Raw genomic sequence first — 13,451 nt, 5'->3', positions numbered from 1 at the left:
AATTGCGCTAACCGGGCCTGCAATATAATTTGGAAAGGGTTTCTGTAAAGAAACCCTTTTTTATCTCTCATAAGGTCATTCCTGGCCAACCGTGCTTTCATAACCACATTTTCAATGTAATAAGCACGATGTTGCTCACACTAATCAACATTCAAGTCGCATACTATCCATTATATCCACAATTTTAATATGGCTTAGTTTTTATTAATTTGGACAGGCCGTAGCCAGATTTTTAATTTGTGAAATGGTGTGCTTATGTGTGAAAAATATGTTGAAAGACCGCTTTATTTGTTAATTGCTGACTGGATGATGGCTGAAGATCGTTGGATCACAGCAAAGGAAATTTCCCGCCATTTTGATATTGAACACTGCAAAGCAATTAATACGCTCTCTTATATTCTGTCGGAAGTGGGAGAAATTGTTTGTGAAGTTAAGATGATCCCTAATCAAATTGCAGGCCGCGGCTGCCAGTGCCAGCGTTTGGTGAAAGTCATCAGTATTGATTCTCATCTCTACAGACGCTTGAATCACAATTTGCAGGAAAAAAAGGTGAGTGTGGCGAAAACGCCGCGACTGCCAGCGGTTCCCCCAACAGAGCTTAACCGTGAGCAGAAATGGCAGATGATGCTCTCCAAGAGCATGCGTCGATAATGGTGATTTGCCGGATCGGCGTGAGCGCTTCTCCGGCATAAATTACCGTGCTGATTTTGGCTTTACGTCCGTCGTGCCTTTCAGGCGCGGTCGGTTTTTTTCGACCTGCGTTAATGGCAAGGTTTCGTGTAGTCCTGTTTGGCAGCGGATTGCAAGGTCCTGATACTCTTTGGTGTTCAGCCGTTTCCAGTACAGCTCCTGGTCCGTGACTTCACGCAGTACGCGAACCGGTGAACCAACCAGCATCTGCCTTGCCTCTCCCTGAAATCCGGCTTTGACAAAGCTCATGGCAGCGACAATGCTCTCTTCGCCAATCACCGCACCGTCCATAATCACGCTGTTCATGCCAATCAGTGCATCTCTGCCCACCACGCAGCCGTGCAGGATTGCGCCATGGCCGATGTGTCCATTCTCATGCACGATAGTGTCGGTGTCGCAGTAGCCGTGCATAATGCAGCCATCCTGCAGGTTAGAACCGGCTTCCAGAATCAGGCGACCATAGTCACCGCGCAATGAGGCGTGTGGACCAATATAAACCCCGGCCCCCACAATGACATCGCCAATCAGCACAGCGCTGGGATGGACATAGGCATCCGGATGTACCACCGGAATCAGGCCCTCAAAGGCGTAATAGCTCATTGTCTTATCTCGGTTTTATTGCCGGATTGCGGCGTAAATACCTTATCCGGCATAGGCACATTAACGACCTTTCCATACCGGATCGCGTTTTTCCGCAAATGCCTGTGGTCCTTCGAGCGCATCTTCCGAGTGCAGTACTGATGGATAGTGCTTCAGCACACCGCTGCGGATGTACCGGTAGCCTTCTTCCACCGGCATTTCGCTGGTCGCACGGTAAATCTCTTTCAGCGCGGCGATAGCCAGCGGGGCGCTATTTACCAGCTGCTGTGCCAGTTCGCGCGCGCTATCCATCAGTTCACTCTGGCTGACAACGCGGTTGACGATGCCCCAGCGCAGTGCTTCTTCGGCGCTCATTCGTCTGCCGGTCATCACCATTTCGTTGACGATTGCCGGTGGCAGCAGTTTAGGTAAACGCAGTACGCCGCCGCTGTCAGGCACGATCCCGAGTTTTGCTTCCGGCAGCGCGAAGCTGGCATTTTCCGCACAGACGATAAAATCCGCCGCCAGCGCCAGCTCAAAACCGCCGCCAAACGCGTAGCCGTTTACCGCGGCGATGACCGGCTTATCGAGGTCGAAAATTTCGGTTAAACCGGCGAAGCCGCCTGGGCCAAAATCGGCATCTGGCGCTTCACCTTCGGCCGCCGCTTTTAAGTCCCAGCCCGCAGAAAAGAATTTCTCTCCGCCGCCGGTGATAATTGCTACGCGTAATTCCGGGTCATCACGAAAATTAAGAAAAGCTTCCCCCATTGCAAAGCTGGTTTTAGCGTCAATGGCATTGGCTTTAGGCCGGTCAAGGGTAATTTCCAGGATCGGGCCGTTACGGGTCAGATGTAATGATTCACTCATAGTTCATCTCCAGATAATTAGGTTTCCCGGCCGGAGGAATTCCGACCGGAAGGGTTATTTCAGATTTTTTTTGATTATTTTTCCTGAACAATTGCGCGGCAGGTCGGTTCTTATCTCCATAAAAGAAGGAACCTTGAATTTCGCCATATTGTTTTCGCAGAAGCTGAAGAACTCAGCTTCGCTTAATGTTTCGCCCTCATTAAGGACGACAAAAGCTTTAATGGCTTCATCACGGATCGAGTCTTTAATACCGACAACCACAATGTCCTGAATTTTCGGATGCGCAGAAATAATATTTTCCAGCTCGACGCAGGAGACATTTTCCCCACCGCGTTTAATCATGTTGCAGCGTCTGTCGACGAAATAAAAAAAACCGTCCGCATCCTGGTAACCCGAATCACCGGTATGTAACCACCCTTCAGGTTCCAGCGCTTTGGCAGTAGCGTCGGGTTGCGCGTAGTACTCTTTGAAGATTGTTTTTCCCGGCACGCCTTTAATGCAGATTTCGCCAATTTCTCCGGCGGGCAGGGGACGGTTGTGATCGTCACGGATTTCGGCTTCATAGCTAAAACCCACGCGACCAATAGAGGGCCAGCGCCGTTTGTCTCCGGGGCGATCGCCAATAATGCCTACGATGGTTTCGGTCATACCGTAGGAGGTCAGTAGTCTGACGCCAAAGCGGTCGATAAAGGCATCTTTTTCCTGTTCGGATAAATTGAGATAGAACATCACTTCGCGCAGGTGATGCTGTCTGTCCGTTGGGGCTGCGGGTTGGACCATCAGCGTTCTGATCATCATCGGGATGCATTCGGTGACCGTCGCCTGATATCTACGCACCTGCTCCCAGAACGCCCTGGCGCTGTACTTCTCCACCAGCACAAAGGTGCTGCCTGCGGAGAATGCGGCCATGGCAGCCGTACACTGACAGTCGATATGAAAAGCGGGCATCACCGTCATATAGACGTCATCATCGCGCAGAGCGATTTGCCAGGAGGTGTAGTAGCCCGCAAAGCGCAGGTTGTAGTGGGTAATCACCACCCCTTTAGGCCGCGAGGTGGTGCCTGAGGTAAACAGAATTTCCGCCGTATCGTCAGTGGATAACGCAGGCGTATAGCACAGATTAGTCGACTGGTGGGCTTGCAGTTGGGTAAAGTGGCTCACGCCGTCGTCAACCGGAAGCTGCTCGCCAATCAGACAGATATGATTTAGCGGAGTGGTATTTTCCAGCCGTATCTGGCGGTACATAGGATAAAACTCGGCACTGGTGACCAGCAGGCTCACCTGGCTGTTTTGCAGGATCCAGGCGCTCTCTTCGCCCAGCAAGCGGGCATTAATCGGCACCATAATGGCGCCAATTTTTGCCAGTCCAAACCAGCAAAAGATAAATTCCGGACAGTTATCCAGATGCAATGCGACCTTGTCGCCCTTGCGGATCCCTAAGGAATGGAAAAGGTTCGCCGTGCGGTTTATCTCTTCATTGAGCGAGGCATAGCTATACTGCCGAACGATTCCTTCGCAGGATTCGAAAATTAACGCCGTTTTATCTCCGTACACCCCGGCCAGGTCGTCCCACATCTGACGTAAGTTTTGTCCGCCAACGATATCCATAATGCTTTATCCACTGAAATCAGGCGTGAGCGCTAACCAACCAGCAGGTCAGCGCGTCGCGTTTATTCCTCAACTCTGGCCAGGCCTTTGCCGACCAGCTCATTTATGTCTGCTTCGCTATAACCAATGTTTTTCAGAATGGCGGCGGTATCCATGCCGTGTGACGGCATGCCACGCCAGATTTTCCCCGGGTTGTTTTTAAATTTCGGCATGATGTTCGGCCCTTTGCAGGTGCGGCCGTCCATCGTTTGCCACTGAGTAATGGATTCACGGGCAACGTACTGCGGGTTGCCTTCCAGTTCAGGAATGGTTAGTACCTTCGCGCAGGCGATATTCAGCTCAGCAAAGCGCGCCTGGACTTCGGCGATGGTGTGCGTTGCCAGCCAGGCGTCCAGTTTCTCTTCCACGAGCGGGCCGTAAGGGCATTCCACGCGATGGATAAGCTGGGTGCCTTCCGGAACTTCCGGTGTGCCAAGAATGTGGGCGAGACCAATATCCTTGAAGCACTCGTTGATTTGCGTGATGCCGACCAGCTCCATGACGATATAGCCATCGGCGCATTTATAGAGACCGCAGCCAGCGTAATACGGGTCTTTGCCTTTGGTCATGCGTGGACAAATTTCGCCACCGTTGAAGTAGTCCATCATGAAGTACTGACCCATGCGCAGCATCACTTCGTACATGGCGATATCAATGCTTTCACCCTTACCCGTTTCGCGTACTTTGTGCAGGGCTGCCAGCGCTGCTGTCGTTGCGGTCATCCCGGAGAAGTAATCGGCGGTGTACGGGAAGGCCGGCATCGGCTGATCAACATCACCGTTTTGGATCAGATAGCCGCTGAACGCCTGTGCGATGGTGTTATATGCCGGAAGATTGGTGTACTCCTCGGTACCAAACTGGCCGAAGCCGGAAAGGTGGGCGATAACCAGTTTTGGGTTATGTTCCCACAGTACGTCATCGGTAATGCCGCGGCGAGCAAAGGCCGGGCCTTTACTGGCTTCAATGAAAATATCGGTGGTTTCCATGAGCTTCAGAAACGCTTCCCGGCCTTCATCTTTGAAAATATTCAGCGACAGGGCGTGCAGGTTGCGGCGTGAGAGCTGTGGATAGTTAGGTTGCACGCGGATGGTATCGGCCCATGCGACGTTTTCAATCCAGATAACCTCAGCACCCCATTCGGCGAACATCTGTCCGGCGAACGGGCCGGCAATTTCGATCCCTGAAAAAACCACGCGTACCCCGGCAAGTGGGCCAAAGGTTGGCATTGGTAAATGATTCATAATTTTGCTCCTGGCATTTTTTGTAGGCCCGGTAGGCGCAGCGCCACCGGGCATGTTGCCGGATGGCGGCGTAAACGCCTTATCCGGCCTACGAATCGTGCTGAATTAGCGGTATTGCTTGAGTACCGCACGACCCAACGTCAGGATCTGCATTTCATCAGAGCCACCAGAAACACGGTCAACGCGCAGATCGCGCCAGAAACGCGTGATGCGATGGTTACCCGCGATACCTACACCGCCCAGCACCTGCATGGCGGTATCGACCACTTCAAACGCAGCGTTGGCGCAGAAGTATTTGCACATTGCCGCATCGCCCGAAGTAATGGTGCCGTTATCCGCTTTCCATGCCGCTTCAAGCAGCATGTTTTTCATGGAATTCAGTTTGATCGCCATATGCGCGAACTTCTCCTGAATCAGCTGGAAGCGGCCGATCGTTTCGCCAAACTGCACGCGCTGATTGGCGTAGCGCGCGGCGTCTTCAAAAGCGCACATTGCCGTACCGTAGTTGGTCAGCGCGACGAGGAAACGTTCATGATCGAACTCTTCTTTCACGCGGTTGAAACCATTACCTTCCCGACCGAACATGTCTTTCTCGTCCAGTTCAACGTCGTCAAAGGTGATTTCACAGCAGCTATCCATGCGCAGACCGAGTTTCTCCAGCTTGTTGACCTTGATACCCGCTTTGCTCATGTCAACGAACCACTCGGTGTAAACAGGTTTATCCGGCGATGCACCATCTCTCGCCATAACCACGATGTACGGGGTATAGGCGCTACTGGTGATAAAGCACTTACTGCCATTAAGATAAACCTTACCATTTTTACGTGTATAAGTGGTTTTCAGGCTGCCAACATCCGATCCCGCTCCCGGTTCGGTGATGGCAGAGTTCCACATCTGCTTACCGGTGCCCTGGAACGCCATGATTTTATCGATTTGTTCCTGAGTCCCTTCACGCAGGAACGTGTTAAAACCGCCCGGTAACTGGTACAGCACATAGGTTGGTGCGCCCAGGCGTCCGAGTTCCATCCAGACTGCAGCGACGGTAACAAAACCTGCTTCCAGTCCACCGTGTTCTTCCGGGATCAACAGACTATCAATGCCCATATCCGCCAGCGCTTTTACAAAACGCTCAGGGTAGACGCTGTCACGATCGCACTCGGCAAAATAAGCTTCCCAGTTCTCACTGGCCATCAATTCACGAATACCGGCGACAAACAGCTCCTGCTCGTCATTTAAGTTGAAATCCATCTTTCAGCCTCTTGATCAATTGGGTTAATAAGAATTACTTGTCTTTCCAGTGCACTTTGGCGTCTTTAATAAAGGACAGCGTCACCATGATGTTGACGAAGAACAGCGGACATCCTCCGGCGATAATCGCGGTCTGAATCGGCTTCAGCCCACCCAGCGCCAGCAGAACGATACCGATGATGCCGACCAGAACGGACCAGCCGATACGCACTAACAGCGGCGGTTCTTCACCATCGCGGACTTCACGACAGGTGGACATCGCCAGGGTGTAAGAGCAGGCGTTAATCAGCGTCACGGTGGCAATAAAGCAGAGGATGAAGAATCCCCACATGGTGGCGGTGCTGAGCGGTAGAGCAGCCCAGGTTTCGATAATGGCGCGCGCCACACCGTGTTGTTCAATCAGTTGCGGGATATTGAGAACGTTTTTATCCATCAGCAGCAGCGTGTTGCTGCCAAGGACTGTCCACAGGATCCAGGTCGACGCGGTCAGGCCCAGCACCATCCCGAAGCACAGTTCACGGACGGTACGACCACGAGAAATACGGGCCAGGAAGATACTCATCTGGATGGCGTAAATGACCCACCACGCCCAGTAGAAGACGGTCCAGCCCTGTGGGAAGCCGCCTTTACCGATGGCATCGGTATAGAACAGCATCCGCGGCAGATACATCAACAGCATGCCGACGGAGTCGGTGAAGTAGTTCATGATGAAGCTGGCGCCGCTGACGATAAACACCCAGCCCAGCATCAGGAAGCTCAGATAGCTACGCACGTCGCTGGCGATCTTGACCCCTTTTTGCAGGCCGCAGGCCACGCAAATGGCGTTCAATATGATCCAGCAGGTAATGATGATTGCGTCGAGTTGCAACGTATGCGGAATACCGAACAGATACTGCATGCACTCGGTTACCAGCGGAGTGGCCAGACCGAGGCTGGTACCCATCGCAAAGATCAGCGCCACCAGATAGAAGTTATCGACGATGGTGCCGAACAGCCCTTTCGCATGCTTCTCGCCCACTAACGGTACCAGCGTGGAGCTTGGACGGATGACGTCCATCTTGCGCACAAAGAAGAAGTATGCGAAAGCCACAGAAAGGAAACTGTAGGTTGCCCACGGCAACGGTCCCCAGTGGAACAGGCTGTACGCCAGGCCCAGCTCTTTCGCAGCCGTAGAGTTAGGCGCGAGAGCAAACGGCGGGGTGGAAATGTAGTAGTAGATCTCGATGGAACCCCAGAACAGCACCGCGGCGGATGTACAGGAAGCGAACATCATAAAAATCCAGCTGGTGGTACTAAACTCTGGTTTTTCGTCGCCTAATTTCTTTTTGGCATACGGGCCAAAGACCAACCAGAACCAGCCGAAGAGCATGACGACCATATACCATTCAAATGCCCAGCCCCAGACATTGGTGACATAACTGAATACCGCATTAATAACGACGTTAGCGGCATCGAGATCTCTTACAGTTAGCCAACAAAGTATCCCAACTATTATTAATGGCGGAAAAAAAACCTTCGGTTCAATTCCCGATTTTCTCTTTTCATTTTTCATAAGTGAATTCCAGTGTGAAAACGAAACTTATTTAGCGTGCCCGTGCATGATCGTTTGTTTATTTATTATTAATGATTTGTTGATAACTTTTTAACCTCTGGGAGCGCCTCAGTGAGTAACCCATAATGAGTATTCATATCGGGTGGTTCTGTTATCTTCGTCACACTTTTTTATGCTGAGTAATTCGCTTAAAAATTTGATATTTTTTGTTTTTAATCAATTAGTTGGTTGTGGTTTTTTAACTTTTTTAAGTGACTGGCGTTCAATATTGTTGAACCCGCAGACAATATTGAAAATTTTCATATTTGACGTGATTCTTTCAATATTGGTGAGGTGCATAACACTATTGAAAGTTACGAATTTCAATGTGTGACATTTTCAATATTGGTGATTAAGGTTTTATTTCCGAATTAAAGAGCGTGATATCTGTATTTAACACTGCCGATATAAATACGTTTCCTTCATGATTTCTGGAGATGCAATGAAGATAATTACTTGCTACAAATGCGTACCTGATGAACAGGATATTGCGATTAATAATGCTGATGGTTCACTCGATTTCAGCAAAGCGGATGGCAAAATAAGCCAGTATGATCTGAATGCGATCGAAGCGGCTTGTCAGTTGAAACAACAGTCAGGAGAGGCCCAGGTTGTGGCCATGAGCGTCGGCGGCAAAGCGCTGACCAATGCAAAAGGGCGAAAAGATGTGCTTTCCCGTGGCCCAGATGAACTGATTGTTGTTATTGACGATCAATTTGAGCAGGCGCTGCCGCAACAAACTGCCAGCGCGCTGGCTGCCGCCGCGCAAAAAGCAGGTTTCGATCTGCTTATTTGCGGTGACGGTTCTTCCGATCTTTATGCTCAGCAGGTTGGTCTGCTGGTGGGCGAAGCGCTGAACATTCCGGCGATTAACGGCGTGAGTAAAATCCTCTCTCTTACCGACAGCACTCTGACGGTAGAGCGTGAACTGGAAGATGAAGTCGAAACTCTGAGCATTCCGCTTCCGGCGGTGATCGCGGTCTCAACGGACATCAACACCCCACAAATCCCTTCCATGAAAGCCATTCTTGGCGCGGCGAAAAAACCGGTTCAGGTCTGGTCGCCGGCAGACATTGGCCTGAACAGCGCGCAGGCATATTCCGAACAACACGTTGCTGCACCGAAGCAGCGCGAGCGTCAGCGCGTTGTAATTGAAGGTGACGGTGAAGAACAGATTGCCGCGTTTGTCGAGAATCTTCGCAAAATCATTTAATTATCAGGGGATGTTATGAACAAATTTTCCAGTATCTGGGTATTCAGCGATACCCCTTCTCGTCTGCCGGAACTGATGAATGGTGCGCAGGCTTTAGGTGAAAAAGTTAACACGTTTGTGCTGAGTGAAGCGGACTGCGCTACGGCATGCCATTTAGGCGCAGATGATGTCTGGTTACTCAGCGGTAAACCAGAAGACCGCATGGTCGAAGACTACGCTGATGTGATGGCCGAAACTATTCGTCAGCACAGCGAGGGCGGGGCGGTGCTGCTGCCAAATACGCGTCGCGGCAAGCTGTTAGCGGCAAAACTGGGTTTTCGCTTGTCGGCAGCGGTCTCAAATGACGCCAGTGCAGTCGCCGTGCAGGACGGAAAAGCGGCGGTAAAACATATGGTCTACGGCGGCCTGGCGATGGGGGCAGAAACAATCGCTTCACCGTTCGCCGTGATAACGCTCAGCAGTGGAACGTTTGACGCGCAGCAACCGGATACCGCCCGCAGCGGCGAGGTGCACAGTGTGTCATGGCAGGCTCCGGCTGTAGCCGTTACTCGTACGGCAACTCAGGCACGTCAGAGCAACAGCGTCGACCTCGACAAAGCCCGTCTGGTGGTTAGCGTGGGACGCGGGATCGGCAGCAAAGAAAATATCTCGCTGGCGGAGGCGCTGTGCCAGACGATTGGTGCCGAGCTGGCGTGCTCCCGTCCGGTGGCGGAAAACGAGAAGTGGATGGAGCACGAACGCTACGTCGGCATCTCCAACCTGATGCTCAAGCCGGAACTGTATCTGGCCGTGGGGATCTCCGGGCAGATCCAACATATGGTCGGCGCCAACGGCGCGCAGACGATTTTCGCCATCAACAAAGATAAAAATGCGCCGATCTTCCAGTATGCGGATTTTGGCATCGTTGGCGATGCGCTGAAGATCCTGCCTGCGCTGACGGCTGCTTTAGCGCGTTAAACCATTTCGGGCAGGATGCGAAGGTGTCCTGCCGCTGACAGGAGTACGTATGTCCGAAGATATCTTTGATGCCATCATCGTGGGTGCAGGTCTGGCGGGTTCGGTTGCGGCGCTGGTGCTGGCTCGGGAGGGCGCACAGGTGCTGGTTATCGAGCGCGGCAATTCTGCTGGCGCGAAGAATGTCACCGGTGGGCGCATGTATGCGCATAGCCTGGAGAATATCATTCCCGGTTTTGCTGAGCAGGCCCCCATTGAACGCATCATCACCCACGAAAAACTCGCCTTTATGACCGACAAAGGGGCGATGACCATCGACTATTGCAACGGCGAAGACGCCAAATCGTCGCAGGTTTCTTACTCTGTCTTACGCAGTAAATTTGACGCCTGGCTGATGGAACAGGCCGAAGAGGCGGGCGCTCAGCTCATCACCGGTATCCGCGTGGATAACGTTGTGCAGCGCGAGGGCAAAGTCGTGGGCGTGGAAGCCGATGGCGATATTCTGGAAGCCAAAGTGGTGATCCTTGCCGACGGAGTGAATTCTCTGTTGGCTGAAAAGCTGGGTATGGCAAAGCGCGTCGAGGCATCGCATGTTGCCGTCGGCGTAAAAGAGCTGATCGAGTTGCCGAAATCGGTAATTGAAGATCGTTTCCAGTTACAAGGGAACGAAGGGGCTGCCTGTCTGTTTGCCGGATCGCCCACCGATGGGTTGATGGGCGGTGGCTTTCTCTATACGAATGAAACGACCCTTTCTCTGGGACTGGTCTGCGGCCTTCATCATCTGAAAGATGCGAAAAAATCGGTTCCGCAAATGCTGGAAGATTTCAAACAGCATCCGGCGGTTGCCCCGCTTATCGCCGGTGGCAAGCTGGTGGAATATGCCGCGCACGTAGTACCGGAAGCCGGTATAAACATGCAGCCAGAACTGGTGGGGGACGGCGTATTGATTGCTGGTGACGCTGCCGGAATGTGTATGAACCTCGGCTTTACCATTCGCGGTATGGATCTCGCCATATCCGCAGGTGAAGCGGCGGCGAAAACGGTGCTTTCCGCAATGAAGCGCGACGATTTTAGCAAGCAGTCGCTGGAGGAATACCGTCAGCATCTGGACGAAGGCCCAATGCGCGATATGCGCATGTATCAAAAGCTACCCGCTTTTCTTGATAACCCACGCATGTTTACCGCTTATCCGGAAATGGCGGTCAGCATTGCGCGCGACCTGTTCACCGTGGATGGTTCGGCACCGGTGCCAATGCGTAAAAAAATCCTGCGCCATGCGAAGAAAGTGGGCTTCATCAACCTGATGAAAGATGGCCTGAAAGGAGTGACCGTATTATGACATCTCCCGTCAACGTGGACGTCAAACTGGGCGTCAATAAGTTCAATGTGGATGAAGACAGTCCGCATATCATTCTCAAAACCGATCCTGATAAACAGGCGCTGGAGGTGCTGATTAAGGCCTGTCCGGCTGGCCTGTATAAAAAGCAGGATGACGGTAGCGTACGTTTTGATTATGCCGGATGCCTGGAATGCGGAACGTGCCGCATTCTCGGACTGGATACAGCGCTGGAAAAATGGGAATACCCGCGTGGGACGTTTGGCGTGGAGTTCCGCTACGGCTAAACCTGGTGCCGGATGGCGACTTCGCCTTATCCGGCCTACAGGAACAATGCGTAGGCCTGATAAGCGTAACGTCATCAGGCATTAAGTTAAAATAAAACAGGACATAACCATGCAGCAGCCCAGGAACTTTGATGACATCAAATTCACCTCTATTCACCGCCGGATAATGCTGTGGGGAAGCGGTGGGCCGTTTCTGGATGGTTATGTGCTGGTGATGATTGGCGTGGCACTGGAACAGCTCACGCCAGCATTGAAACTGGATGCGCAGTGGATTGGTCTGCTGGGCGCCGGTACGCTCGCGGGTCTGTTTGTGGGGACGTCGCTGTTTGGCTACATTTCCGACAAGGTCGGGCGGCGCAAAATGTTCATTATCGATATTATCGCCATTGGCGTGATATCGGCGGCAACCATGTTTGTCTCCTCGCCCGTTGAGCTGTTGGTAATGCGCGTGCTGATCGGCATTGTGATTGGTGCCGACTACCCGATCGCCACCTCGATGATCACCGAGTTCTCCAATACCCGCCAGCGCGCTTTCTCCATCGGTTTTATCGCCGCTATGTGGTATGTCGGCGCCACCTGTGCCGATCTGGTCGGCTACTGGTTGTATGATGTTGAGGGCGGATGGCGCTGGATGTTGGGCAGCGCGGTGATCCCCTGCATTTTGATCCTGATTGGGCGTTTCGATCTTCCTGAATCGCCGCGCTGGCTGCTGCGTAAAGGTCGGGTGAAAGAGTGTGAGGAGATGATGATCAAACTGTTCGGCGAACCGGTGGTGTTTGACGAAGAAGCGCCGCAGGAGACGCGCTTTCTTCAGCTATTTAATCGCCGTCATTTCCCGTTTGTACTGTTTGTCGCCGCTATCTGGACTTGTCAGGTGATCCCGATGTTTGCCATTTATACCTTTGGTCCGCAGATTGTGGGGCTACTGGGGCTTGGTGCCGGGAAAAACGCCGCGTTGGGAAATGTGGTAATCAGCTTGTGCTTTATGTTGGGGTGCATTCCTCCCATGTTCTGGCTCAATAGCGCGGGCCGACGGCCGCTGTTAATTGGCAGCTTCATTATGATGACGCTGGCGCTGGCCGTGCTGGGGTTAATCCCTGATATGGGCGCGTGGCTGGTGGTGCTGGCGTTTGCCGTATACGCGTTTTTCTCCGGGGGACCCGGAAACCTGCAATGGCTATACCCTAACGAACTGTTTCCCACCGATATTCGTGCGTCTGCCGTCGGGGTGATTATGTCCTTAAGCCGTATCGGCACCATTGTTTCAACCTGGGCGCTGCCGGTGTTCATCACCAAATACGGGATCAGTAATGTCATGCTGATGGGGGCGGGCATTTCGCTGATTGGCCTGCTCGTGTCCATCGCTTTCGCCCCGGAAACGCGAGGTCTGACGCTGGCGCAAACCAGCCAAATGACGATCCGCAGTAAACCCGTGACCAGGGCGGGTTATTAGGAGTGTTCTGTATTTTCCCTGCAACTCAGTCAGTTAGCCTACAGTTAACGGGTATATCACTGAAAACGACTGAAAAGCAGGGAGAACACCATGCAAAAACATATTCTGATCACCTCTATTTTTACCGCAGCAGCACTGTTCACCGTAGCCGGTTGCTCCTCGAACCAGGCGGTTAAAACGACCGATGGCAAAACAATCGTGACCGACGGCAAACCGCAAGTTGATGATGATACAGGCCTGGTGTCGTACAAAAATGCGCAAACGGGTAAGACGGAACAAATTAACCGCGATCAGGTTAAAGATATGAGCGAACTGGATAACTAGTTCAGTTTTCTCCATTCAACC

13 protein-coding genes are annotated in these 13,451 nt (G+C 52.2%); 7 read left to right on the top strand and 6 right to left on the bottom strand.

Going from position 1 to position 13,451, the window contains the following annotated elements:
- The first annotated feature begins 255 nt into the window (after nucleotides 1–255).
- Nucleotides 256–651, top strand: coding sequence for a carnitine metabolism transcriptional regulator CaiF (caiF, locus tag HVZ52_RS19295; protein WP_016151651.1), 396 nt, complete (start codon nucleotides 256–258; stop codon nucleotides 649–651).
- 42 nt (nucleotides 652–693) lie between these two features.
- On the opposite strand, the gene caiE is transcribed toward caiF, so the two are convergent.
- From caiE to caiT, 6 genes are all read right to left on the bottom strand, one after another.
- A complete protein-coding gene (gene caiE / locus HVZ52_RS19290) occupies nucleotides 694–1,290 on the bottom strand; it encodes a carnitine operon protein CaiE (protein ID WP_181598600.1) in 597 nt (198 codons plus the stop codon).
- A 60-nt stretch (nucleotides 1,291–1,350) separates the two neighbouring features.
- The gene (gene caiD / locus HVZ52_RS19285) at nucleotides 1,351–2,136 is read right to left on the bottom strand and encodes a crotonobetainyl-CoA hydratase (protein WP_000004376.1); all 786 of its coding nucleotides are present in this window, start codon (nucleotides 2,134–2,136) and stop codon (nucleotides 1,351–1,353) included.
- Nucleotides 2,137–2,190: 54 nt separating this feature from the next.
- Nucleotides 2,191–3,744 (bottom strand): crotonobetaine/carnitine-CoA ligase, encoded by a 1,554-nt coding sequence (caiC, locus tag HVZ52_RS19280; RefSeq protein WP_181598599.1) that lies wholly within the window; start codon nucleotides 3,742–3,744, stop codon nucleotides 2,191–2,193.
- Between the two features lie 62 nt (nucleotides 3,745–3,806).
- Nucleotides 3,807–5,024 carry an L-carnitine CoA-transferase gene (caiB, locus tag HVZ52_RS19275; RefSeq protein ID WP_019078349.1) on the bottom strand — a complete coding sequence of 406 codons (1,218 nt, stop codon included), beginning with the start codon at nucleotides 5,022–5,024 and terminating at the stop codon, nucleotides 3,807–3,809.
- A 105-nt stretch (nucleotides 5,025–5,129) separates the two neighbouring features.
- Nucleotides 5,130–6,272: a crotonobetainyl-CoA dehydrogenase gene (caiA, locus tag HVZ52_RS19270; RefSeq protein ID WP_003018898.1), complete on the bottom strand. Its 1,143-nt coding sequence runs from the start codon at nucleotides 6,270–6,272 to the stop codon at nucleotides 5,130–5,132.
- 34 nt (nucleotides 6,273–6,306) lie between these two features.
- A complete protein-coding gene (caiT, locus tag HVZ52_RS19265) occupies nucleotides 6,307–7,824 on the bottom strand; it encodes an L-carnitine/gamma-butyrobetaine antiporter (protein WP_047498325.1) in 1,518 nt (505 codons plus the stop codon).
- A gap of 481 nt (nucleotides 7,825–8,305) precedes the next feature.
- Here caiT and HVZ52_RS19260 point away from each other — a divergent pair, with 481 nt between their 5' ends.
- From HVZ52_RS19260 to HVZ52_RS19235, 6 genes are all read left to right on the top strand, one after another.
- Nucleotides 8,306–9,076, top strand: a complete 771-nt coding sequence (locus HVZ52_RS19260; protein WP_047498327.1) for an electron transfer flavoprotein FixA — start codon at nucleotides 8,306–8,308, stop codon at nucleotides 9,074–9,076.
- Between the two features lie 15 nt (nucleotides 9,077–9,091).
- A complete protein-coding gene (locus HVZ52_RS19255; protein WP_016155671.1) occupies nucleotides 9,092–10,033 on the top strand; it encodes an electron transfer flavoprotein subunit alpha/FixB family protein in 942 nt (313 codons plus the stop codon).
- A 49-nt stretch (nucleotides 10,034–10,082) separates the two neighbouring features.
- Nucleotides 10,083–11,369 (top strand): FAD-dependent oxidoreductase, encoded by a 1,287-nt coding sequence (locus tag HVZ52_RS19250; RefSeq protein WP_016151658.1) that lies wholly within the window; start codon nucleotides 10,083–10,085, stop codon nucleotides 11,367–11,369.
- Complete coding sequence (gene fixX, locus HVZ52_RS19245) at nucleotides 11,366–11,653, top strand: ferredoxin-like protein FixX (protein ID WP_000203736.1); 288 nt, start codon at nucleotides 11,366–11,368, stop codon at nucleotides 11,651–11,653. The genes HVZ52_RS19250 and fixX overlap by 4 nt, the downstream gene beginning before the upstream one ends.
- Before the next feature lie 109 nt (nucleotides 11,654–11,762).
- Nucleotides 11,763–13,106, top strand: a complete 1,344-nt coding sequence (locus tag HVZ52_RS19240) for an MFS transporter (RefSeq protein WP_104651540.1) — start codon at nucleotides 11,763–11,765, stop codon at nucleotides 13,104–13,106.
- Between the two features lie 90 nt (nucleotides 13,107–13,196).
- Complete coding sequence (locus HVZ52_RS19235; RefSeq protein WP_003018880.1) at nucleotides 13,197–13,430, top strand: YgdI/YgdR family lipoprotein; 234 nt, start codon at nucleotides 13,197–13,199, stop codon at nucleotides 13,428–13,430.
- Nucleotides 13,431–13,451 lie beyond the last annotated feature (21 nt).

The sequence above is a fragment of the Citrobacter sp. RHB36-C18 genome (genome assembly GCF_013814485.1).
GTDB classification, from domain to species: Bacteria; Pseudomonadota; Gammaproteobacteria; order Enterobacterales; family Enterobacteriaceae; genus Citrobacter; species Citrobacter braakii.
The sequence above is the reverse complement of the archived record's forward strand: the minus strand, read 5'-3'. Positions and strand labels throughout refer to the sequence as shown.